At 70.8% G+C, this 22,253-nt stretch carries 20 protein-coding genes; 9 read left to right on the top strand and 11 right to left on the bottom strand.

The genetic code is table 11. The annotated features are described in order from the left end of the window. Window positions 1-47 precede the first annotated feature (47 nt). Window positions 48-3,206 (top strand): ATP-binding protein, encoded by a 3,159-nt coding sequence (locus H504_RS0124800; RefSeq protein ID WP_026424987.1) that lies wholly within the window; start codon window positions 48-50, stop codon window positions 3,204-3,206. A 60-nt stretch (window positions 3,207-3,266) separates the two neighbouring features. On the opposite strand, the gene H504_RS0124795 is transcribed toward H504_RS0124800, so the two are convergent. Beyond that, a complete protein-coding gene (locus tag H504_RS0124795) occupies window positions 3,267-4,070 on the bottom strand; it encodes an ABC transporter permease (RefSeq protein WP_026424986.1) in 804 nt (267 codons plus the stop codon). Further along, window positions 4,067-5,026: a daunorubicin resistance protein DrrA family ABC transporter ATP-binding protein gene (locus H504_RS0124790; RefSeq protein ID WP_026424985.1), complete on the bottom strand. Its 960-nt coding sequence runs from the start codon at window positions 5,024-5,026 to the stop codon at window positions 4,067-4,069. The genes H504_RS0124795 and H504_RS0124790 overlap by 4 nt, the downstream gene beginning before the upstream one ends. 114 nt (window positions 5,027-5,140) lie before the next feature. Between H504_RS0124790 and H504_RS0124785 the strand changes: the two genes are divergently transcribed. Then, window positions 5,141-6,154: an endonuclease/exonuclease/phosphatase family protein gene (locus H504_RS0124785; RefSeq protein ID WP_084468159.1), complete on the top strand. Its 1,014-nt coding sequence runs from the start codon at window positions 5,141-5,143 to the stop codon at window positions 6,152-6,154. A gap of 446 nt (window positions 6,155-6,600) precedes the next feature. On the opposite strand, the gene H504_RS0124780 is transcribed toward H504_RS0124785, so the two are convergent. Then, entirely contained in the window at window positions 6,601-8,022 is a 1,422-nt protein-coding gene (locus H504_RS0124780) for a M1 family metallopeptidase (protein WP_084468161.1), read from the bottom strand. 82 nt (window positions 8,023-8,104) lie between these two features. On the opposite strand from H504_RS0124780, the gene H504_RS36820 reads away from it, so the two are divergent. Further along, on the top strand, window positions 8,105-8,944 hold the full coding sequence (locus H504_RS36820; RefSeq protein WP_084468157.1) for an alpha/beta fold hydrolase: 840 nt from the start codon (window positions 8,105-8,107) through the stop codon (window positions 8,942-8,944). Here the strand turns inward: H504_RS36820 and H504_RS0124770 are convergent. The 3 genes from H504_RS0124770 to H504_RS0124760 are packed head-to-tail and all read right to left on the bottom strand — an operon-like array spanning window position 8,858 to window position 10,797. Next, the gene (locus H504_RS0124770; RefSeq protein WP_342668796.1) at window positions 8,858-9,346 is read right to left on the bottom strand and encodes a 2'-5' RNA ligase family protein; all 489 of its coding nucleotides are present in this window, start codon (window positions 9,344-9,346) and stop codon (window positions 8,858-8,860) included. The two genes, H504_RS36820 and H504_RS0124770, sit on opposite strands and share 87 nt — an antisense overlap. Before the next feature lie 35 nt (window positions 9,347-9,381). Beyond that, window positions 9,382-10,251, bottom strand: coding sequence for an HhH-GPD family protein (locus tag H504_RS0124765; protein WP_026424981.1), 870 nt, complete (start codon window positions 10,249-10,251; stop codon window positions 9,382-9,384). 54 nt (window positions 10,252-10,305) lie between these two features. Continuing rightward, window positions 10,306-10,797 (bottom strand): beta-class carbonic anhydrase, encoded by a 492-nt coding sequence (locus H504_RS0124760; protein ID WP_026424980.1) that lies wholly within the window; start codon window positions 10,795-10,797, stop codon window positions 10,306-10,308. Window positions 10,798-10,969: 172 nt separating this feature from the next. Here H504_RS0124760 and H504_RS36815 point away from each other — a divergent pair, with 172 nt between their 5' ends. Next, complete coding sequence (locus H504_RS36815) at window positions 10,970-11,656, top strand: hypothetical protein (RefSeq protein ID WP_051386230.1); 687 nt, start codon at window positions 10,970-10,972, stop codon at window positions 11,654-11,656. 3 nt (window positions 11,657-11,659) lie between these two features. On the opposite strand, the gene H504_RS0124750 is transcribed toward H504_RS36815, so the two are convergent. Then, window positions 11,660-12,760, bottom strand: coding sequence for a LacI family DNA-binding transcriptional regulator (locus tag H504_RS0124750; RefSeq protein ID WP_026424979.1), 1,101 nt, complete (start codon window positions 12,758-12,760; stop codon window positions 11,660-11,662). Between the two features lie 205 nt (window positions 12,761-12,965). Between H504_RS0124750 and H504_RS0124745 the strand changes: the two genes are divergently transcribed. From H504_RS0124745 to H504_RS0124735, 3 genes are read left to right on the top strand one after another with little or no spacing between them, the layout of a single operon-like run. Beyond that, on the top strand, window positions 12,966-13,949 hold the full coding sequence (locus H504_RS0124745) for a metal ABC transporter solute-binding protein, Zn/Mn family (RefSeq protein WP_051386229.1): 984 nt from the start codon (window positions 12,966-12,968) through the stop codon (window positions 13,947-13,949). Between the two features lie 30 nt (window positions 13,950-13,979). Beyond that, on the top strand, window positions 13,980-14,804 hold the full coding sequence (locus tag H504_RS0124740) for a metal ABC transporter ATP-binding protein (protein ID WP_157440614.1): 825 nt from the start codon (window positions 13,980-13,982) through the stop codon (window positions 14,802-14,804). Next, entirely contained in the window at window positions 14,805-15,641 is an 837-nt protein-coding gene (locus H504_RS0124735; protein WP_026424976.1) for a metal ABC transporter permease, read from the top strand. On the opposite strand, the gene H504_RS0124730 is transcribed toward H504_RS0124735, so the two are convergent. Next, window positions 15,638-16,867: a DUF445 domain-containing protein gene (locus H504_RS0124730; RefSeq protein WP_026424975.1), complete on the bottom strand. Its 1,230-nt coding sequence runs from the start codon at window positions 16,865-16,867 to the stop codon at window positions 15,638-15,640. The genes H504_RS0124735 and H504_RS0124730 overlap by 4 nt on opposite strands. A gap of 104 nt (window positions 16,868-16,971) precedes the next feature. Between H504_RS0124730 and H504_RS0124725 the strand changes: the two genes are divergently transcribed. Together H504_RS0124725 and H504_RS0124720 are read left to right on the top strand one after the other, a co-directional pair. Further along, window positions 16,972-18,063 carry a sel1 repeat family protein gene (locus H504_RS0124725; protein WP_026424974.1) on the top strand — a complete coding sequence of 364 codons (1,092 nt, stop codon included), beginning with the start codon at window positions 16,972-16,974 and terminating at the stop codon, window positions 18,061-18,063. A gap of 29 nt (window positions 18,064-18,092) precedes the next feature. Continuing rightward, entirely contained in the window at window positions 18,093-18,554 is a 462-nt protein-coding gene (locus H504_RS0124720) for a hypothetical protein (protein ID WP_026424973.1), read from the top strand. Between the two features lie 16 nt (window positions 18,555-18,570). Here H504_RS0124720 and rlmB read toward each other — a convergent pair whose 3' ends face one another. The 3 genes from rlmB to H504_RS0124705 form a co-directional block, all read right to left on the bottom strand. Further along, window positions 18,571-19,527 carry a 23S rRNA (guanosine(2251)-2'-O)-methyltransferase RlmB gene (rlmB, locus tag H504_RS0124715; protein WP_026424972.1) on the bottom strand — a complete coding sequence of 319 codons (957 nt, stop codon included), beginning with the start codon at window positions 19,525-19,527 and terminating at the stop codon, window positions 18,571-18,573. 1 nt (window position 19,528) lies between these two features. Continuing rightward, on the bottom strand, window positions 19,529-20,911 hold the full coding sequence (cysS, locus tag H504_RS0124710) for a cysteine--tRNA ligase (protein ID WP_026424971.1): 1,383 nt from the start codon (window positions 20,909-20,911) through the stop codon (window positions 19,529-19,531). An 83-nt stretch (window positions 20,912-20,994) separates the two neighbouring features. Next, a complete protein-coding gene (locus H504_RS0124705; protein ID WP_035305941.1) occupies window positions 20,995-21,687 on the bottom strand; it encodes an HAD family hydrolase in 693 nt (230 codons plus the stop codon). Window positions 21,688-22,253 lie beyond the last annotated feature (566 nt).

Below are 22,253 nucleotides of genomic sequence, written 5' to 3'. Positions count from 1 at the left end.
GGGCGGGGTTGCGGTGGGTGAGGGGGGCGGTCTGGAAGGCTGTGGGTGTGCAGGTGGCGATGCTCGGCCCGCTGCGTCTCGTCGGGGAGGACGGGGCGGTGGTTGGGCTGGGTGGGGCTCGGTTGCGGATGTTGGTGGCCCGGTTGGCCATCGATGCCGGTCGGGTTGTGTCGGTGCCGGAGTTGGTGGATGGGCTGTGGGGGGATGCTCCGCCCGCTGACGCGACGAACGCGTTGCAGTCGTTGGTGTCGCGGTTGCGGCGGGGGTTGGGTGCGGCCGGGGTGATCGAGTCGCATCCGGCGGGGTATCGGTTGGTGGTTGAGCCGGAGCAGGTTGATGTGCACCGGTTTGAGCGGGGGGTTGTGGCGGGGCGGGGGGCGCTGCGGGAGGGGCGGTTCGAAGAGGCGGGGCGGGTGTTGAAGGAGGCGTTGGACCTGTGGGGTGGTCCGGCGTTGGCTGGGTTGGAGGAGGCGCCGTTCGCGGGGGCGGTGGTGGCTCGGTTGGGGGAGCTGCGGGTCGCGGCGGTTGAGGATCGGTTGGAGGCGGAGGTTCGCTGCGGGCGGCACACCGAGGCGGTGGCCGAGTTGGCGACGTTGGTGGCCGAGCACCCGTTGCGGGAGCGGGCCGCCGCCTTGTTGGTGCGGGCGTTGTTCTTGGCGGGGCGGCAGGCGGACGCGTTGGCGGCGTACGAGCAGGCGCGGCGGGTGTTGGCCGAGGAGCTCGGGGTGGAGCCGTCGTCGGAGTTGCGGGAGTCGCACCTGGCGGTGTTGCGGGGGGACATCGAGCCCGCGCCGGTGCAGCGGGTTCGGCCGGTGACGGCGGCCCTGACGACGTTCGTGGGGCGGCAGCAGGAGCTGGCCGACGTGTCCCGGTTGTTGACCGGGCAGCGGTTGGTGACGTTGGTGGGGCCGGGAGGGGCGGGTAAGACCCGGTTGGCGACGGAGGTGGTCGCCGGGCAGGCCGGCGTGTCGTGGTTCGTGGAGCTGGCCGGGGTGCGGGCGGCGGACGACGTGCCGGTGGCGGCGTTGACCGCGTTGGGCATCCGGGAGACCCGCCTGCTCGACGCGCACGCCCCGGTGAAGGTCAGCACCGCGTTGGACCGGCTGGTGGACGTGCTCGGCGCGCAGCGCAGCCTGCTGGTGCTGGACAACTGCGAGCACCTGATCGAGTCGTCCGCCGCCCTGGTCGACGCCCTGTTGGCGCGGTGTCCGCTGCTGCGGGTGCTGACCACGAGCCGGGAGCCGTTGGCGATCACCGGTGAGGCGGTGTACCCGTTGGGGCCGTTGGGGTTGCCCGGCGACCGGGACATCGCCGAGGCGGACGCGGTGCGGTTGTTCGCCGACCGGGCCGAGTCGGCGTCGCCGGGGTTCCGGGTGGAGGACGCGAACGCGGGGACCGTCGCCGAGATCTGCCGCCGGTTGGACGGGCTGCCGTTGGCGTTGGAGCTGGCGGCGGCGCGGTTGCGGTCGATGACGGTCAACCAGATCGCCGACCGGCTCGACGACCGGTTCCGGCTGCTCACCGGCGGCAGCCGCACGTCGCTGCCCCGGCACCGGACGCTGCGGGCCGTGGTCGAGTGGAGCTGGGAGCTGCTGGAGAAGCCGGAGCGGGTGTTGGCGGCCCGGCTGTCGGTGTTCCCGGTGGCCGCGCTGCCCGACTCGGTGGCCGAGGTGGTCGCGGACAACGGCCTGCTGCCCGCCGAAGACGTGGTCTACGTGCTCGCGTCGCTGGTGGAGAAGTCCATTGTGGTCGCCGGTGAGGGCCGCGACGGGCAGGTCCGCTACCGGATGCTGGAGACCGTCCGCGCCTACGCCGCCGAGCGCCTGGCCGAGCTCGGCGAGACCGACGCGGTGCGGTTGGCGTTCGCCGCGCACTTCGCCGACTACCTCGAAGGCGCCGAGCGGCACCTGCGCGGCCAGAACCAGGTGCGCTGGATGGCCCAGGTCAGCACCGACCACGAGAACCTGCTCTCCGCCATGCGGTACGCGATCGACCTGGGTGACGCCGGGCTCGGGCACCGGTTGGCGATCAGCGCAGGCTGGTTCTGGATGGTCAGCGGCCACCACCGGGAGGCGCTGGGCCTGATGACCGAGGTCATCGCCATTCCCGGGGACGTCCCGCCGCACGCGCGGGCGACGCTGCGCGCGATGGAGTCCTTCGGCACGGCGGGCGGCATGCCCGAGCGGGACCTGCTGCGCGAACTGCGCGCCGACCTGGCCGCCAGCGAGGCGATGGCGCACTACCCGATCATGGCGATGATGGAGCCGATGATGGCCGCGTTCGCCGGTGACCTGGAAGACGCGATGTCCGGCCTGAAACGCGGCATCAACCACCCGGACCCGTGGGCGCGGGCGCTGTCGCTGCTGGCCAGGGCGTTCCTGGCGGAGAACTCCGGCGACGTGGAGCAGGCCGAGGTGGACGCCGAGCGGTCACTGGCGATGTTCCGCGAGCTGGGCGACCGGTGGGGTCAGGCGATGGCGATCGGGCAGGTGTCCGAGCGCCGGTCGCTGCGCGGCGACCACGAGGCGGCGATCGCGGCGAACGCGGAGTCGGTGCGGCTGGTCACCGAGTTCGGCGCGGTCGACGAGACCCCGAGCGTGCTGGGCCGGTTGGCGGTGCAGCGCGGCCGCGCGGGCGACCTGGCCGGGGCGGAGGCCGACCTGGTCAGCGCCCTGGCGATGCCGACGGTGGACGGCAACGTGGAGAGCCGGGTCCTGCTGACCTGCTGGCTGTCGTCGATCGTCCGGTTGGGCGGCGACCTGGCCAGGGCCAGGGAGCTGTTCCACCGGGGTCGCGCCATGCTGGACGAGATCACCATCCACTCGCCGCACTGGCACTGCATGTACGACACCCTGGACGCGCAACTGTGCCTGGGCGAGGACGACCCGGAGACCGCGCTGACCCGGCTCGGCGCGGCCCTGGAGACGATCATCGGGGTGGGTGACATGCCGGTGGTCGCGGCCATCGCCGAGATCACCGCCCGGGTGCTGCACCACCGGGGGGACGCGATCGGCGCCGCCCGGTTGCTGGCCATCGCCGCCGTCATCCGGGGCGCCCCCGACCTGGGCAACCCGGAGCTGGTCGAGCTGCGGGCGAGGCTGGACGAGGCGTTGGGCGTGGACGGCGCGGCCGCCGCGTTCGCCTCCGGGATGGCCGTCGACCGCGCTGCCGCGCTCGCCGAGCTGCACCGGGTGCTGGGCAAGTAGCCGGAAACGGCGGCCGCCCCCGCGCCTGGGGCACGGGGGCGTCTCGAACCTGGTTCCGGCTCAGCCGACCCGACGCCGGTATGCGCGCAGGGCCAAGGGGAAGAACACCGCGGCGATCGCGACCGCCCACAGGAACGCCCACCCCGCGTGGCCGACCCAGTCGCCGCCGAGCAGCAGGCCGCGGGCCGCGTCGGTCAGGTGCGTCACCGGGTTGATCACCACCCAGGCGTGCAGCCAACTGGGCAGCGACCCGGCGGGCACGAACACGTTGCTGCCGAAGGTCAGCGGGAACATGAACGCGATCAGCACCCCCGGCACCGCCTGCGGGCTCTTGACCAGCATGCCGACGAACACCGAGATCCAGCACAGGCACAGCCCGAACGCGACCAGCAGCAGGATCGCCACCAGGAACCGGGCCGGGTCGGTCTGCACCCGGAAGCCCATGACGACCGCGACGGTGATCAGCACGGTCAGCGTGACCAGGAACCGCACCACGTCGCCGAGCACCGCCCCGATCAGCGGTGCCGACCGGGCGATCGGCATGCTGCGGAACCGGTCGAACACGCCCTTGCTGATGTCGGTGTTCAACGCGACCCCGGTGCCCAGGCTGGCGAAGGTGATGTTCTGCACCATCAGGCCGGGCAGCAGGACCTGCAGGTAGGCGTCGGTGGAGCCTTGGATGGCGCCGCCGAACAGGTAGACGAACAGCACCAGGAAGATGATCGGCTGCAGGGTCACGTCCAGCAGCGACTCCGGGTTCTTCCTGATCTTGAGCACCGACCGGCCCGCCAGGGTCAGGCCGTGCCGGAGGGTGCCGCCGAGGCCGACGTTCGACGCGGGGACGGGCACGCTGATGGCGGTCATGCCAGGCTCCCTTCCGGGGCGGGGGTGGTGCGGCCGGTCAAGGTCAGGAACACCTCGTCCAGGCTGGGCAGCCGCAGGCCCAGCTCGTCGGCGGTGATGCCCGCGTCGTCCAGCCTGCGGACCACGCTGGACAGCAGCAGCGGGTTGTCCACCGGGGTGGACAGCAGCCCGTTCTCGGCGTCCACCACCGGGTCGATCCCGGTCAGCTCCCGCAGGATCTCGGCGACCTTGGGCGTGTCGGCGAGCACGGTCGGCCGGACCTGCAGGCTCTGCCCCCCGGTGCGCCGCTTCAGCTCGTGCGGCGTGCCGTTCGCGATGACCTTGCCGTGGTCGATCACCGTGATCAGGTCGGCCAACTGGTCGGCCTCCTCCAGGTACTGCGTGGTGAGCAGCACCGTCACCCCCTCGTCGACCAGGCCGCGCACCGTCGCCCACACCTCGTTGCGGCTGTGCGGGTCGAGACCCGTGGTCGGTTCGTCCAGGTACAGCACCTGCGGGCGGCCGACCAGGCTGGCCGCCAGGTCCGCGCGCCTGCGCATACCCCCCGAGTACGTCTTCACCGCGCGGCCCGCGGCGTCGGTCAGCTCGAACTTGGCCAGCAGTTCGGCGGCCCTGGCCTTGGCGTCCCGCTTGGACAGGCCGAGCAGCTTGCCCAGCAGCACCAGGTTCTCGGTGCCGGACAGGTCCTCGTCCACCGAGGCGTACTGCCCGGTCAGGCCGGCCAGGGCGCGCACCGCGTTCGCCTGGGTGACGACGTCGTACCCACCGACCCGTGCCCACCCCTCGTCGGCACGGAGCAGTGTCGCCAGCACCCGGACGGCGGTGGTCTTGCCCGCGCCGTTGGGGCCGAGCACCCCGAGGACCTTCCCCGTCGGCACCGTCAGGCTCACCCCGTCGAGGGCAACGGTGCTACCGAAGCGCTTGACCAGCCCTTCGGCTTCGATTGCGTAGGACATGCAGCCCCCTCCTTCTCGTTCGGTGCAAGACTCGCGCGGCGCGCTGTCAAACCGGGCACAGGACACTGTCAGCGGTTGACAGCCCTGGCAGCGGGTCTCAGGCATCCTGGTGGCATGGCGGCGCACCCGGATCTGGACCTTCCGTTCGAGGACGAGGAGAGCCCTCCTCGACGTCCCCGCCGACGCCGTGGCGTGACGTTCTTCCTGGTGTTGCTGTTCCTGCCGGTGCTGGGCGTTTGCGTGCTGCGCCTCGGTGGGTTCGACGGTAACTGGCTGACGGTGGCGGTGCTGGCTCTCACCCCGTACTTCGCCGGCTACGGGCTGGTCGTCGCGCTGTTGTCGCTGGTGCTGCGCCGGAAGATGCTGACGGTGTTGACGCTGGTGGCGGCGCTGTCACTCGGAGTGGTCCTGGTGCCGCGGTTCCTGCCGGACGGGAACGCCCTACCGGGAGGTCAGCGGGTCCGGCTGCTGACGGTGAACCTGCGGTTGGGGCAGGCATCGACGGACGCGTTGATGTCGCTGGTGCGGGACGCGCGGGTTGATGTGCTGGTGTTGCAGGAGTTGACGCCGGGGGCGCTGTCCGGGTTGGACTCGGCGGGGGTCGCGCAATTGCTGCCGTACCGGGCGGTGCAGGCTGAGCCGGGGGCATCGGGGAGTGGGATTTTGGCGCGGGTGCCGTTGCGGCAGATCGTGTTGACGGGGGATACGAGGTTCGAAAACGTGGCGGCTGTGGTGGACCTTTCCGGGTCGACGGATATTGAGGTGTTGTCGGTGCACGTGGATCCGCCGGTGAACTCGGACGCGGATCGGAAACGGTGGCAGTCGGAGTTGAGTGCGTTGCCGGGGCCGGATTCTTATGGGCGGCCTCGGGTGCTGGCGGGGGATTTCAACGCGACGTTGGATCACGGGGCGATGAATGCGGTGCTGGATCGGGGGTACAACGATGGGGGAGAGGTGGCGGGGGAGGGGTTGCGGCCTACGTGGTCGTCGCGGAATCCGCCGGGGCCGCCGGTGACGATTGACCATGTGCTGGTGGATCGGCGGGTGGGGGTGGTGGGGGTGTCGGTTTATGGGGTGGCGGGGAGTGATCACAATGCGGTGTTCGCGGAGTTGGCGTTGCCGAGGTGAGTGCTTGTCGCCTTCGGCGACGCCGCTGGATTGCGCCAGATTTTTCGGGCTGTGCCCGCTGGGGTGAAGTTGTTTTGTTTGGGGCCCCTGTGCGGTGGCCTGGGTAAGGCTAAAAGGCGGGGCCACTGGAAAGCGTGGCCTTCCCCGCCTGCCGGCTTAGGCCACCGCCTCCCCCAAACAAAACAACTTCACCCCAGCGGGCGGTTGGTATCGGCGGGTTTCGAGGCGCGTGGGGTGGGAGTGCGGTAGGGTTCTCCCGCTTTCTCTTTGTTTCTTCGGTTTTGCCCTTGCCCTTGCCCTTGCCCTTGCCCTTTTCTTCAATCCTCGCTCCTGGGCCTATTTCCCGTTCCCGTTCCCGTTCCCGTTCCTTCTTGCGTCTTTTCTTCCCCTTCTTTCCTCTTTGTCTTTCTCTTACCTTTTCTTCGCGGCGGGTGCGAAGTGGGGTGCTATTTGTGCAGGGTGCCGGGGTAGAGGAATTGGTCGGCGGGCTTGGAGGCCTGGTGGAACCAGGCGTTGAGGAAGGGGGTGATGGGGTGGCCTGCGGTGGTGTTGACCAGGGTTTCGAAGTCGGACCAGGTGGCGGTGGTGTCGTGGTGGGTGGCGATCCAGGTGGTGAGGAGGGTGTGGAACTTGTCGTCGCCTAGTTCGTGGCGGAGGGCGTGGAGGGCTAGTTGGCCTTTGTCGTAGACGGCGGTGAACTCGTTGCCGGGGCCCATGTCGACTAGTTTTCGGTTCCAGAACTTGTCGTCGGCTTTGGTGACGGCTTTTCGATATACGTCATCGATGTTGGTGTGGTTTTTGGCTTCGGCCCAGAGGACTTCGGCGTATGAGGCGAAGCATTCGTTGAGGCAGACGTCGGACCAGCGGTTCAGGGACACCGTGTCGCCGAACCATTGGTGGGCTTGTTCGTGCACGATGACGTCGAGGGTGGTCCACTTGGCGTAGATGGGGCGGGTTTGGGTTTCCAGGGAGAAGCCGATGTCCTCGTTGATGAAGATGCCGCCTGCCGCGTCCTGCGGGTAGGGGCCGAACTCGGCCGAGAGGAAGTCGAGGACCTCGGGCAGTCGCGCCTCGATGGTTTTCTTGTCCTCCGCGCCGGGGGCGTAGGCGCTGACCAGGGGGATTCCGTTGTACGTCGACCGTTCGAAGGTCCAGTGGTCGATGCCGACCGTGGTCAGGTACGGGGCGATCCGGGTCGACTCGACCCAGGTGAAGGTGGTCCAGCCTGCCTCGCTGTGCGGGGGTTCCTCGCGGCCGTTGGAGATCACGCTCCAGCCGTCCGGGACGGCGGCGGTCAGGCGGAACGTTGCCTTGTCCGACGGGTGGTCGTTGACCGGGAACCAGTCGCTGGCGGAGTGTGGTTCGCCTGCCACGTACGCGCCGCCGGATGTGGCTTTCTGCCAGCCGTTGACGCCGAGCACCGGGTCCTTGGTGGACTGTGGCGTGCCCGCGTAGGTGACCCTGGTGCGGAACGTCCCGCCGTGGGTGATGGTGGCCGCGGGGGTGATCACCAGTTCGTGCGCGCCGGTGCGGGCGAACTTGGCGGGGGTGCCGTCGACCTCGACCGACGACACGTCCATGCCGGTGAGGTCCAGGTTGAACTGGCTCAGCGCCTCCGCCGCGGTGGCCGTGACGGTGGTGTCGCCGTCGAGCCGTTGCGTGGCCGGGTCGTACTTGATCGCGACGTCGTAGCCGGTGACGTCGTAGCCGCCGTTGCCGTCGTCCGGGTAGTACGGGTCGCCCACGCCCGCCGCGCCGCGGGTTCCCGGGGTGGGTGAACTGCTGGTGTCGGGTTGTCTCGTCGGCGTGGTGCACGCGGCCAACGCGGTCGCGGTCAACAGCACGCAGACAAGTCGAGCACGGGACACAACCACTCCAAACGGTTCGACGTCGAGTCCATCATGACCGGTCCGCTGCGCGGCCGTGCCGGTCTCCGGCAGACTCACCCACATGAGCAGGCGGGACGTGGTCGACTTCGGTGGTGGGGGTCCGACGATCCTCCTGCTGCACGCGTTGATGGGCCGGGCGACCACCTGGTGGCCGGTCGCGCGGTGGCTCACCCGGTACGGCAAGGTCATCGGGCTCGACGCGCGTGGCCACGGCCGCAGCCCGCACCGGGGTGGACGGTGGCGCACACCGGATTTCGTGGCGGACGCGGCGGAACTGGTCACCGGGGTGGGCGCCCCCGCTGTCGTGATCGGACACTCGATGGGCGGCCTGCACGCGATCGCGCTCGCCGCTGAGCACCCGGAGTTGGTGCGGGCCTTGGTCGTCGAGGACGTGGGGATCGACCTGCGCGGCCGCACCGTCGACGACTGGCGCGCGTTGTTCGACGCCTGGCCCGTCCCGTTCCCGTCGCTGCGGCACGTGCGGGAGTTCTTCGGCCCGGCCGGTGACTACTTCGCCGAGTGCGTCGAGGAACGCGCCGACGGCTACCACTTCATCGCACCCCCGCGGGAGCTGTTCGACATCGCCGCCGAGTGGGGTGAACGCGGGTACTGGGACCTGGTCGAGCGCGTCACCTGCCCGATCCTGGTGGTCGAGGCCGAACACACCGTGATGCCCGCTGGGCAACAGGCACAGATCCCGCGGCGCGCTCCCGGCGGTGGTACGCACTTCGTCGTTCCCGGCGCCGGGCACCTCGTCCACGAAGCCGCGCCGAGGGTGTTCCAGGGCGCTGTGGAGGCTTTCCTGTCCTGGGTCCTAGACGAGGACGTCGACCTCGCGGCTGACCGTGTCGAGGATGGCGACCTGCTTCACCCGCGCCTCAACGGGTTCGACCGGGAATAGCGCCTGGAACCCCGCTGCTGTCTCGGTTTCGGTCATGCCGTGGGCCAGGGTGCAGTGCGGGACCCAGGAACCCGGCAGGTAGTAGCTGCTCGGGTTCCGCACCTTGCCCGCCAACACGTCGTGGACAGCCGAGTGCACCGCCAGCAGTTCGGTGTCCACCACGGCGCCGAGCACCAACACGTTCTCCGTGCTGGAGAAGGCGGACAGCGTGTACAGCCACAGGTGCGGGACCGACAGCACCCGCAGGTCCGCGCGCAACGCCGCCCGGGTTTTGGCGGGGATGTCCGACGCCATCGCGAAGGTGACGTGCGGCGGGAACTGCCGGTCCGATGGGACACCCGCTTGGTCGAGCCGGTCCAGCAGCCCGGTCACCGCCGCGTTGGCCCGGTCCTCGAACAACACCACGACACCCTGCGCCACCGGAAAACGCCCTTCCCTCAGCGGTGTTCGCCGGGCAGCGCGAACCGGCCGTCGTCGGTCTGCTCCACCAACCCGTCCACCAGCAGCGAATGCAGGCACCGGTCCCGCTGTCCCGCGTCGTTCCACACCACGTCCAACCTGGTCTTCTCCGCAGGCTCCGCGCTGTCCCGCAACACGTCCAGCAGCAGCCCGCGCACCTGTCGGTCGGTGCCCGCGAACTTCTGCACCGCCTTCGCCGGACCGTCGTAAGCCGGGCGACCGGCCAGCACCCACGCGCAGCTCGCGATCACCGGGCAGTCCACGCACTTCGGCGTGCGGGCGGTGCACACGACCGCGCCCAGCTCCATCAACGCGGCGGACGCCCTCGCCGCCCGCGCGGGCTCCGGCGGCAGCAGCACCTCGGTCTCGGCCATGTCCCGCGTGTTCGACGGCGGACCCGCGTCGCCCGCGCCATTGACCGCGCGCGCCACGACCCGCCGGACGTTGGTGTCGACCACTGGACACCGTTGCCCGTAAGCGAAAGCGGCCACCGCGCGCGCCGTGTACGCGCCGATCCCGGGCAGCCCGAGCAGGGTGTCCACATCGGACGGTACGACGTCGCCGTGCTCGGCCGCGATCACCCCGGCCGCCGCGTGCAACCGCAGCGCCCGACGCGGGTAGCCCAGCTTGCCCCACGCCCGCACGACCTCGCCCTGCGTCTCCGCGGCCAACGCGGACGGCACCGGCCAGCGCGCCATCCAGGACAGCCAGATCGGCTCGACCCGCGACACCGGCGTCTGCTGCAGCATGATCTCGCTGACCAGCACGCCCCACCCGGTGGTGCCGGTGTGCCGCCACGGCAGGTCGCGGGCGTTGGCGTCGAACCAGTCCAGGAGGGTGTCGATCACCCGGCGAGTCTAGTGGCGAGACCCTGTCAACGTTCCGGGGCGAGCCACCAGTTACTACTGGACCTCGGTGAGGGCGGCGGTCTTCACGTCGTACACGAAGCCCCGCACGGTGTCCCGGTGCGGGACGAACGGGCTGCGGCGCACCCGCTCCACCGACTGCCGCACGCTGTTCTCCACGTCGCGGAACGTCTCGATCGCCCACGTCGGCCGCAAGCCGGTGTCCTGTTCCAGGTCGGCGCGGAAGTCGTCGTCGGTGAAGGTCGCCATGCCGCACGAGGTGTGCTGCATGACGATGACCTCGCGGGTCTGCAGCTTGCGCTGGCTGATCGACAGCGACCGGATCACGTCGTCGGTCACGATGCCGCCCGCGTTGCGCAGGATGTGCACCTCGCCGTGCTTGAGGCCGAACACGTCGAACACCTTGATCCGGGCGTCCATGCAGGTGACCACGGTCAGGTGCAGCGCGGGCACCGGGGTCGGCACCTCGGGGGCGCCGTGGTCCTGGCCGTCGACGTGGCGCTGCAGCAGGTCATCGATCGCGGTCACGGGAACCTCCGGTCGCCGGGCACAGACCCGGCCATTGCACCGAGCTTCCCAGTTGCCAGACAAGCGTTCTTGAGAAAACTCACTCTTGGTGTCATTCGGTGGCCTGCAGATCCCCCGATGGGGGACAGTGTCCGGCCCGGTTTCACTCCCGTGCCGGGTTACCGTGCACCGGATGATCGACACGGACGAGCCGCTCAGCCGCCCCTTGCCCCGATCCGTCTACCTGCGCCGGCGGGTGGTCGCGGTGGTCGGGTCCGCCGCCGGGGTCGTGGCGCTCGCGTGGGTCATCAGTGGTCTTCTCGGTGGTGGCGACGCCGCCGAGGTCGGGGTCGCCGGGAACTGGGCGCCGCCGGTCCACCCCAGCAGCACCGCGCCGTCCACCACGTCACCGGCGCCGACGGCATCCACACCCGCATCCACACCCGCGCCGCCGCCCCAGCCACCGCCACCCCCGCCGCCGGACCCGCGCGTGCTCTGCCCGGACCCGGTGATCGCGGTGGCCGCCGAGGTCGACCCGGCCACCTTCCGGGTCGGCACCCGCCCGGCGCTGCGCGTGGTCGTCACCAACACCGGTCCGGTGCCCTGCACCCGCGACATCGGCCGCGCCCACCGCGAACTGGTGATCAGCGCGGGCCCGAACCGGTTGTGGTCGAGCAACGACTGCACCCCGGCCGACGGCGACGAGCCGACCGTGCTGAACCCGGGACAGCGGGAGAGCTTCGAGGTGAAATGGGCCGGTCGCACCTCGGGACCGGGTTGCCCGACCCAGCGCGACACCGTGCCACCGGGCACCTACCAGGTGACCGCGCACGTCGGTGGCCTGGTCAGCCCACCGGTCCCGATCACCGTCCAGCCGTAGCCGTCATGGCCCGAACCAGCGTTCCTCGGCCGTGCGCGGCGGCGCGGCGGTCGCGCCGGGGACCAGCTCGGTGTCCAGGGTGATCTCGCGCGGCCTGCTCGGGTCCACCGAGGCCAGTAACAGCTTCCCGGCGGCCCGGCCCTTCTCCAGGACCGGCTGCCGGACCGTGGTCAGCCCGACCCGGTCGGCGTCGGCGATCCCGTCGAACCCGGTGATGGTCAGGTCTTGCGGCACACGCAGCCCGCGGCGTCTGGCCTCGGCGAGAGCGCCGAGGGCCAGGATGTCGGACGTGCAGATCAGGGCGGTCACGTGCGGGTCGGCGTCGAGCAGTTGCGCCGCCGCCGACGCGCCGCTGGACACGCTGTGGTCGAAGCGCTCGACGACGGGCACCCGGCTCCAGTCGACCCCGACGGCGGTGAACGCGTCGGACAGACCGGCCAGCCGGGCGCGCTGCACGTGGAAGGTGGCGGTCTCGGCGCGCTCCGGGCTGGCGAACCCGTCGTTGCGGTCGCGGGCCAGGCGCATGCAGACCACGCCGACCCGGCGGTGGCCGAAGGCGATCAGGCGCTGCGCGAGAGCGGTGATCGCACCCCGGTCGTCGATGCCGACCCGGTCGACGCTCTCGACGTGCGGCTGGTCGGCGACCACGGTGGGCACCGGCCGGGACAGCACGGCGGCCAGGTGCGGGTCGTCGTCGGGCACCGAGTAGACGACGAACCCGTCGACCCCGGCGCGGTGCACGGCGGCGACGTCCTCGCGCTCCGGGTTGACCGGCACCAGGTGCAGGCCCTGGCCCGCGCCCTCGCAGGCCAGGGCGAGGCCCTCCAGGAAGCCGAGGGCCGCCGGGTCGCGGAAGGCGTAGGAGAGGTTCTCGGTGAGCAGCAGCCCGACCGCGCCCGCCTTGCGGGTGCGCAGCGAGCGGGCGACCGGGTCCGGCCCGGGGTAGCCGAGCCGCCGGGCGGTCTCCAGCACCCGCCTGCGCAGTTCCGGGGAGAGCTGGTCCGGCCGGTTGTAGGCATTGGACACCGTCGTTCGGGAGACCCCGAGTTCCGCTGCCAGCGACGCCAGGGTCGCCGGGCGTCGCACATGCGTAGACCGCGCCATGGATTGACCGTAACGGTTCAGAACCAATTGCAGAAGCCCGACTCTGCGCGAACACCCGCTGGCGGTCCACCGTCCGGGGTTCACACGGTCGAGGTAGGCGGTGACCCAGCGGTGGCGTATGCTGAAATCGACAACGGTTTCCATTCTCGGCTCCGCCCGGTGGCGCGGCCGGATGAAGGCACATTCCCGAGCCCAGGAGCGCACCATGACCCACCGGCCGATCCGGGTCGGATCCCGTCCCAGCCACATCGCGACCACCGTCGTCGGATTGGTGGCGCTGACCGCGACGACTGCGGCGTCCCTGGCGTCCCTGGCCGCGTGCGCAGGCTCACAGGGCGCGGCGCCGAGCGGGAAGATCGTCGTGGTCGCCTCCACGAACGTGTGGGCGAGCGTGGCGAGCGCGGTCGGCGGCGCCGCGGTGTCGGTGACCGCCCTGCTCAGCGACCCGAACGCCGACCCGCACGGCTACGAGGCCAAGCCCGCCGACGCCGCCGTCTTCGCCGACGCCAACCTGGTCTTGTCCAACGGCGGCGGTTACGACGACTACTTCACCCCGTTGGTGGACGCCTCCGGCACCAAGGCCACCCGCGTCGTCGCGTTCGACCTGGCCCAACCCGGCCGCGGCGTCGACAACTCGTTGGCCGCCCCCGCCGACGCGGCCAACGACACCAACGAGCACGTCTGGTACGACCTGGACACCGTGCGCAAGGTCGCCGACAAGGTGGCCGACAACCTCACCGCCATCGCCCCGGACAAGGCCGCCGCCTTCCGCGCGAACGCCGCCACCTTCGACCGCGGCCTGCAGGACATCGCCGCCAAGGCCGCCCAGATCGGTCAGCGCAAACCGGGCACCAAGGTTCTGTCCACCGAACCGGTCGCCGCCTACTTACTGCACACAGCCGGGATCACCGACGTGACACCGGCGGAGTACTCGAAAGCGGTCGAGGAGGAGTCCGACCCGCCCGCCGAGGCCGTCGCCGTGACCACCGCGATGGTGAGCGACCGGGAAGTGGCCGCCGTCGTGGACAACAGCCAGACCGAGACCGCGGTGACCCGGCGGCTCAAGGAGGCCGCGGGCGCCGCGGGTGTACCCGTCGTGGGGGTGACCGAGACGCTGCCACCGGGGGTGACCGGTTACCTTGACTGGATGACCAAGCAGGTCGACGCCCTCGCCAAGGCAGTGGGATGACCCGTGATCGAGTTGAACGGCGCCAGCCAGATGACCAGCAGCACCCCGGCCGTGTCGCTCGCCGGGGCCAGGCTCGCCTACGGCGACCGGGTCCTGTGGGACGGGCTCGACCTCGACGTCGCGCCCGGTGAGTTCGTCGCGGTGCTGGGGCCCAACGGGTCCGGTAAGACCAGCCTCATGCGCGTGCTGCTCGGGCAGCAGAAGCTGACCGCGGGCACGGTCCGGATCGCGGGCGCGGCGCCCGGTCGGGGCAACCGCAGCATTGGCTACATCCCGCAGCAAAAGGCCATCGATCCAACCGTCGCCGTGCGTGGCCGCGATCTCGTAGGCCTCGGGTACGACGGTCACCGTTGGGGTCTCGGCTTCAGCGATATGCGCGAACGGCGCAGACAGGTCGATCGGGTGCTGGAAGCCGTTGGCGCTACCGGCTACGCGAACCGCCCAGTCGGTTTGTTGTCCGGCGGTGAGCAGCAACGGCTCCGGGTGGCGCAAGCGCTCGTCGGTGACCCCACCGTGCTGCTGTGCGACGAGCCGCTGCTCTCACTCGACCTCGCCCACCAGCGCGCGGTGAGCGCCCTCATCGACGCGCACCGGCGCGAGTCCGGCAGCGCGGTCCTGTTCGTCACGCACGAGATCAACCCGGTGCTGCCGCTGGTCGACCGGGTCGTCTACCTGGTCGACGGCCGGTTCCGGGTGGGACCGCCGGAGCAGGTCATGACCTCGGCGACGCTGTCCGAGCTGTACGGCACCGAGATCGCCGTGGTCCGGGTGCGCGGCCAGATCCACATCGTCGGCGCGCACAGCGACCTCTGCGAGGACGGCTCCCATCACGCCGACGAGTTGGTGGAGCACTAGATGTCGAACCTCTTCGACTTCGCGCTGACCGCGAAGCTGCTCGGTCTGCCGTTCGTGGTGTCCGCGCTGGTCGTCGCCGCGGTGCTCGGCCTGCTGGCCGGGGTGCTCGGGCCGCTGATCGTCAGCCGCAACATGGCGTTCTCCGTACACGGCACGTCCGAACTGGCGCTGACCGGCGGCGCGGGCGCGTTGCTGCTCGGCTGGGACGTCGGCAACGGGGCGCTGGCCGGTGCCGTCGTCGCCGCCCTGGTGCTCGGCCTGCTGTCCCGCCGCAGCGCCGACTACGACTCGGTGATCGGCGTCGTGCTCGCCTTCGGTCTCGGCCTCGGCGTGCTCATGCTGTGGCTCTACAAGGGACGCGCGGCGAACAAGTTCGGCCTGCTCACCGGGCAGATCGTCGGCCAGGACTTCGCCAGCGTCGCGCTGCTCAGCGTGTGCGCGGTCGTCGTGCTCGGCCTGCTCGCGTTCCTCTACCGGCCGCTGCTGTTCGCCAGCGTCGACCCGGAGGTCGCGAAGGCCCGTGGCGTGCCAACGACCGCGTTGGCCATCGTGTTCGCGGTGATGGTCGGCGCCGCCACGGCCCTGGGCGTTCGCACGGTCGGGTCGCTGCTGGTGCTGTCGCTGATGGTCACCCCCGCCGCCGCCGCGTGCCGGATCACCGCGAGCCCGCTCAAGGCGACCCTGCTCGCGATCGCGTTCGCCGAGGTCTCCGCGGTCGGCGGGATCGTCCTGTCGCTGGCCCCGGGCACCCCGGTCAGCGCGTTCGTCACCGCGATCTCGTTCCTGATCTACCTGGTGTGCTGGGCGGTCAGCCGGGTCCGCCGCCGGGTCGCCTAGGACACCAGCAGCAGCGACTGCAGGTGCCCGACGACGGCGCCGATGACCGCGCCCACCGCGATCAGCTTCCACTCGTCCTGCCGGAACGCGGGCCGCAGCAACTGCTCGTACTCGGCCCGGCTCAGTTGGTTCATCTTCGCCGCGATCGTGTTGCCGATGTCGAGCGCCTTCGTCGCGTACGGCTCGGCGTGCAGGGCGGTGCTGTCCAGGTAGTCCATCGCCTTGTCGGCCGCCGCGTGCTTCATGTCCTGGAAGCGTTTCGTGCCCACCGCGACCGCCACGAACGGCTTGGCGAGGCTGGCCTGCTCGTCGACCGACTTGCGCACCAGTTGCTGGATCATCGCCAGCAACCGGTCCGACCGCGGCCCGCGCAACACCCCCTCGACGATGTTCGGCACCGTCATCACCTCGCGGGCGATCAGGTCCCCGTACTGGCGGGCCACCTCGGCCCGGCGCCGCTGGAAGACCCCCTGGAAGGTGACCAGGCCGAAGACCCTCTTGCGTTCGCGCGGGAAGAACACCAGCTTGATGGCCAGCCAGTCGGTGAACCAGCCGATCGCCGCGCCGAAGACCGGCAGCACCAGCGGTTCCCTGGTCAGCGCCCACACGATCGTCTGCACCACGCCGAGCACGAACCCGGAGTAGACGCCGCAGCGGGCGATGAACGCCATCTCCGGCCGGGAGATGTCCCGCACCAGCCGGACCAGCAGCTCCTTGTCCCGCTCCAACGCGGTCACCGCCACCTGGCCGACGTCGAGCACGTCGCCGATGTTGGCCCGGATCTCGGCCAGCACCCGCCGCACCAGCTCCGGGCTGCCCGCCTGCACCTGCTTGACCACCAGGTCCTGGGCCAGCACCGGCAGCAGCTCCCACAGCCGCGGGTGGTGCGTCTCCAGCACCTCCCGGGCGATCCGGTCGACGGCGGTCAGCAGCGGCCCCTGGATCTGCCTGGCCACCTCGTCCGGGTCCAGCCGGTCGACCACCTCACGCGGGTCGACCAACCTGCTGGTGATCAACTCGGCCGACACCCGGATCATCCGCGCCGAGTTCCGCGGCACCACACCCTGCCAGCCCAGCCACGGGTCGACCAGCCCGACGAACCGCAGCGGCCGGAACATCATCTCGATGGCGACCCGCTTGGTCACGTACCCGATCACCGCCGCCACGAACGGCATCGACAGGTACACCGGCCAGTGCCGGGCGAGGTCATCGAGAATCCCGCGCAAACCCGGCCCTCCCCGTAGTTGACTGCGCAGTAGATTAACCGAGCAGGGCCGAGACCCGCAGTTCACCCACCACACAGGATCAACCGCTGGGTGCCCTTTCGCCAGTGCTCCCGGACCTAGCCGCCCTGGGCGTCCCCACCCGCGGCAACAACCTCCCCACCGTTGCCGACTTCGACGACCTGGTGGTCACCGACACGCCGTACATCCCGCGTGACATCGACACCGACCTCACCGCCGCCCTGGACGTGGGCGACGAGTTCGGCTTCGTCGTCGTGGCGGGACCGGCTGCGGCGGGCAAGACCCGGACCGCGCTTGAAGCCCTGTCGCGGGCTCGGGGCGACTCCGGTCTGGTCGTCGTCCGTGATCCCGGCTCATTGCGCTCCGTGTTGCGGCTCGTCCGGCGCGAGCCCGACCTGACCATCTGGTTGGACCGCCTGGAGCGCTTCATCAGCCCGGGTTGCCTCGACCTCGCCCAACTCGACGTCCACGCCATCGGCACGGTCATCCTCGGCACCCTGCGCTCCTCGACCCGTCGGACGATCGCAGACCGGGTCCTCGGCCGCGCCAAGACCTTCTACCTCCCGCGCGAGCCTGCACCGTCGGAGAAGCGCCGCGCGGCGGAGCATCCCGACTCGCGGATCGCGTCCTATTTGGACCAACCCGGCGCCGTGGGTCTTGCCGAGCACATCGCGGGCGCCCCGGCGACCTTGCAGCACTGGCGGTCCGCACTCGGCGGTGACCACCCGCTCGCAGGCGCGGTGATCTCCGCCGCGATCGACTGCCGCCGCGCCGGAATGGTGCACGGGATTCCGACGGTCCTGCTCCGAGCCCTCGCGCCCACGTACCTCGACCACCCGGTGGGCGACTTCGACGAAGCACTCGCCTGGGCCTGCCGCCCCGTCTCAGGCGCACAAGCGGCCGCTCTGTACCACCTCGGCCTGGGCAGCCCCGCGTTTGACGAGATGGCCCAATGGTTTGAGGCGGCGATGGCGGCAGGTTCCCCCGACGCCGCCTTCTCATATGCCACCGCGTGCGAGGCAGCCGGACTCGACGATCAGGCGCTGGAAATCTACCGACGCGGTGCGGCGGCAGGTGATCCCCACTGCATGACCAACCTCGGTCGAGTCCTGGCAGACCTGGGCGACCGGGAACCGGCCATCCGCTGGACCACCCAGGCCGCCGGGCTCGGCGACTGACCGCCTGGACGAACCTCGGTGTCTGGGCGTTGGCGGAGAGCCCTGCGGCGTTCCACGATGTCTACTCGGCCGCGGCGCGCACCGGAACGCCCACCGTCGTCCGGACGATCTGGGACATCGCCCAAGAATCCGAGGAAATCACCTTCATCGCCGCCGACTGGTTGGCCGACGACGCTGAGGCGGGCAACCACGCGTGCCAGGTCGTGGTCGCGCACACCGTCGCCGAGTCCGGCGAGCTCGAGGTCGCCGTCAAGCTGTTGACCAAGGCCCGCTCGGTCGCCGACGAGGCCATCCTGGACTACCAGGCCCTCCTGCCGACCGAACTCGACCGGACTGAGGAGGCAGTGGCCATCTGGCGGCAGTTGGCCCACACCGGCTACATCGTGGCGATCGCCAACCTCAGCGCCCACTTCCACCACACCGGCGACCAGGACCAGGCGGAGTACTGGCACCGGATCGCCGTCGACCTGGCAACCGGCCGCGCCACCTGAACTGTCCACAGTGGAGCTAGATGCGGCCCGCCGTCCGGCGGCGGCGGGCGACCTCGGCGAGGACGACACCTGCGGCCACCGAGGCGTTGAGCGACTCGACGCCCGCGGACATCGGGATGGACACGGTGGCGTCGCAGGCCTCGCGGACGAGGCGGGTCAGGCCGCGGCCTTCCGAGCCGACCACGACGACCAGTGGTGAGGTCGCCAGTTCGAGGTTGTCCAGCTCCATCGTCCCGTCGGCGTCCAGGCCGACGATCATCAGGCCGTCGTCGGCGAAGGAGCGCAGTTGCCGGGTCAGGTTGGTCGCCACCGCGACCGGGATCTTCGCGGCGGTACCGGCCGAGGTGCGCCAGGCGACCGCGGTGATCCCCGCGCTGCGGCGCTGGGGGAGGAGGACCCCGTTGGCGCCGAACGCCGCGGCCGAGCGGATCACCGCGCCGAGGTTGCGCGGGTCGGTGACGCCGTCGAGGGCGACGATCAGCGGGGCGTCGCCGCTGCCCCGCGCGGCTTCCAGGAGGTCGTCGGGGTGCGCGTACTCGAACGGCGGCACCTGCAGCGCGAGGCCCTGGTGCATGGCGCCCGCGGTCAGCCGGTCGAGTTCCGGGCGGGACACCTCCAGCACCGACACGCCGCGGTCGGCGGCCATCCGGACCGAGTCGGCGACGCGGTCGTCGGTCTCGATGCCGAGGGCCACGTACAGCGCGGTCGCCGGGATGCCCGCGCGCAGGCACTCGACGACGGGGTTGCGGCCCGCGACGAGCTCGTTGGCCTGCTTGTCCTTCGTCCGGCCCGCGACGCGCTTGGCGGTGGCGTTGGCGCGGCGGTTGGCGGCGTGGCCGGGGCGGTCCTCCGCCTTGGGGGTGGGACCCTTGCCCTGCAACGCCTTCCGGCGCTGACCACCGGAGCCGACGACGGCGCCCTTCTTGGTGCCCGCCTTGCGCATCGCGCCCCGGCGCTGGGAGTTGCCTGCCACGTCAGCCGTCCTTCAATGTCCACTGTGGACCGCCGGGGGTGTCCTCGACGGCGACGCCCGCGGCAAGCAGGCGGTCCCGGATCGCGTCGCTCAACGCGAAGTCGCGGTCGGCGCGGGCCCGGGTGCGCTCCTCCAACAGGCCCTCGACCAGCGCGGTCAACGCCTGCCGCGGCCCCGTGTCGGTGGTGGTGTCGGCCCACGCCAGCGGGTCCAGTCCGAGCACGCCCAGCATCGCACGCACCGAACCGGCGGCCGTGCGCGCCGTCTCGTCGTCACCGTTGTCCAGCGCGGAGTTGCCGTGCCGCACGGTGTTGTGCACGGCGGCCAACGCGGCCGGGGTCGACAGGTCGTCGTCCAGCGCCGCCGCGAACTCCGGCGCGAGCGCGCCGGGCGCGACAACCCCCGTGCGCTGCACGACCTTGCGCACGAACGACTCGATCCGCTGGTAGGCGCGCACCGACTCGTCCAGCGCCGCCTCGGAGTACTCGATCATCGACCGGTAGTGCGGCACCACCAGGTAGTACCGCAGTTCCTGCGGCCGCACCCGGTTGAGCATCTCCGGGATGGCCACGACGTTGCCCAGTGACTTGGACATCTTCTCGCCGCTCATGGTGACCCACGCGTTGTGCATCCAGTACCGGGCGAACCCGTCCCCGGCGGCACGCGACTGGGCCTGTTCGTTCTCGTGGTGCGGGAACACCAGGTCGATGCCGCCGCCGTGGATGTCGAACTCGGCGCCCAGGTACGTGCGGGCCATCGCCGAGCACTCCAGGTGCCAACCGGGCCGCCCCGGACCCCACGGCGTCGGCCACGACGGCTCACCCGGCTTCGCCGACTTCCACAGCGTGAAGTCACGCGGGTCGGCCTTGCCCTGCGCCGCGGACTCCCCCTGCTGCACGTCCTCGATCACCACGCTCGACACCTCGCCGTACGCGGGGTAAGAGGCGACGGAGAAGTACACGTCACCCCCCGACGCGTACGCGTGACCGCCATCGATGAGCCGCTGCATCAACTCGACCATCTGCGTGATGTGCCCGGTCGCGCGCGGCGCGACGGATGGCGGCAGGCAGCCCAGCGCGTCGTAGGCGGCCTCGAACGCGCGCTCGTGCGTCGCCGCCCACTCCCACCACGGACGCCCCGCCTGGGCGGCCTTCGCCAGGATCTTGTCGTCGATGTCGGTGACGTTGCGCACCAACCGGACGTCCAGGCCCCCGTGGGCCAGCCAGCGGCGCACGACGTCGAAGTTCAGGCCGCTGCGCACGTGCCCGATGTGCGGGACGCCCTGCACCGTCGCGCCGCACACGTAGATCGAGGCGATCCCGGGTGTCAGCGGCGTGAACTCGCGCGAAGTACGGCTCGCGCTGTCGTGGATGTGCAGGGACACGACAATCTCCTGGTGGGAGCACAGCAGAGGTGACTCGGGAAATGGTACGGGTTACGTGTCCACGCACCCGCGCGGCGTGACGTCTAGCCCGCGATCCCGTGCGCGCGCAACGCGGTGAGCAGCGCGTCTTGACGAGTCGCGGTCGCCTGCGGCTCCACCCGCTCGAACCGACAACCCACCTCGACGGCAGCCCCGTCGGCCACCGCGCTGTCGCCGATCATCAACGCCTCGCCCGGCTCAACCCCGATCCGCTCACAGGCGATCCGGAAGATCTTGTGATCCGGCTTCATGGACCCCACGAGGTACGACAGCACGTACTCGTCAACCAGGTCCTCGACACCCCAGTGCGCGAACGTGGTGCGAATGTCCCACGCGATGTTGCTCACCACGGCCACCGGGAGGCCGTTGGCCCTGGCCAGCCGCAACGCCGCCTCGGTATCCGGATACGGCCGCCACGACGTCGGCTGCAACATGACCTCGTACAACCGGGTGGCCACCCCCTCGGCCAACCCCAGATCCGGATGTGCCAACGACGCTTCGTAGACAGCCCGGTGCAGGTCAGGGTCCAAGTCACGCCGATGCCACGCGTCACGCAGATCCGGCGGCACCTGCGCGGGAACCCCATGCGCGACGGTCAACACCGCCAACACCTCGGCATACCGCTCGGCGGTCAGCGCCTCACCGGAGCCATCCCACATGCCCTGGACAGCGTCGACACCCGGCTCCAAGCGGAACAGGGTGCCGGAGAAGTCCAGCAGAACACCACGGACGGCCACGCCGTCCACGGTAGCCGGTCAGCCCGGACCAGTGCCCCACCCAGACGTGATCCGCACCACGACCGGTCCCGGCTGTGCCAACGCAGACCCTCCGCCGGTTCCCGGGCCACCTGACGATCCGCGGCTACTGAGTTGTCCACACTCGTCCGGGGCATCCACAGCCCAACCGCACCCCCTCTTGACAACTCGCTGTCCGCGATACCTTCAGGAATGGGCCCCCGGCCCCCGGGTGGGCGGGCGCCTGCCTAGCGGCCGGAACGGATCGGGTCAAGCGTTTTCGGACGTGTGTCCAGCAGCCCTCGTCAACGGCCCACAGCCGCCGGGCAGTTCCCGGTGGCCTTGCTGACCTCGTGATGACCTGACAGTTGGTCATACGAGCACCCGACCGGCCGTTCCCCACCTCATCTTCGAGCGTGCGGCCCGCCCCTGGCGCACTGCACACGGCGACCGAGCCCGTCGCCCGTCGGCCCGTCGCCCGTCGGCCCGTCGCCCGTCGGCCCGTCGGCCCGTCGGCCCGTCGGCCCGTCGCCCGTCGCCCGTCGCCCGTCGCCCGTCGCCCGTCGCCC

It is taken from the genome of Actinokineospora inagensis DSM 44258 (genome assembly GCF_000482865.1).
GTDB classification, from domain to species: Bacteria; Actinomycetota; Actinomycetes; order Mycobacteriales; family Pseudonocardiaceae; genus Actinokineospora; species Actinokineospora inagensis.
Note: the sequence above shows the minus strand (reverse complement) of the source record. Positions and strands in the feature narration are given on the sequence as shown.

Excerpts from the sequence above, each read along its gene's own strand:
- H504_RS0124740 (WP_157440614.1), top strand. The coding sequence starts at position 13,980 with ATGACCAGCAGCACCCCGGCCGTGTCGCTCGCCGGGGCCAGGCTCGCC.
- H504_RS0124745 (WP_051386229.1), top strand. The coding sequence starts at position 12,966 with ATGACCCACCGGCCGATCCGGGTCGGATCCCGTCCCAGCCACATCGCG.
- H504_RS0124795 (WP_026424986.1), bottom strand. The coding sequence starts at position 4,070 with ATGACCGCCATCAGCGTGCCCGTCCCCGCGTCGAACGTCGGCCTCGGC.
- H504_RS0124790 (WP_026424985.1), bottom strand. The coding sequence starts at position 5,026 with ATGTCCTACGCAATCGAAGCCGAAGGGCTGGTCAAGCGCTTCGGTAGC.
- H504_RS0124785 (WP_084468159.1), top strand. The coding sequence starts at position 5,141 with ATGGCGGCGCACCCGGATCTGGACCTTCCGTTCGAGGACGAGGAGAGC.
- H504_RS36815 (WP_051386230.1), top strand. The coding sequence starts at position 10,970 with ATGATCGACACGGACGAGCCGCTCAGCCGCCCCTTGCCCCGATCCGTC.
- H504_RS0124735 (WP_026424976.1), top strand. The coding sequence starts at position 14,805 with ATGTCGAACCTCTTCGACTTCGCGCTGACCGCGAAGCTGCTCGGTCTG.
- H504_RS36820 (WP_084468157.1), top strand. The coding sequence starts at position 8,105 with ATGAGCAGGCGGGACGTGGTCGACTTCGGTGGTGGGGGTCCGACGATC.
- H504_RS0124750 (WP_026424979.1), bottom strand. The coding sequence starts at position 12,760 with ATGGCGCGGTCTACGCATGTGCGACGCCCGGCGACCCTGGCGTCGCTG.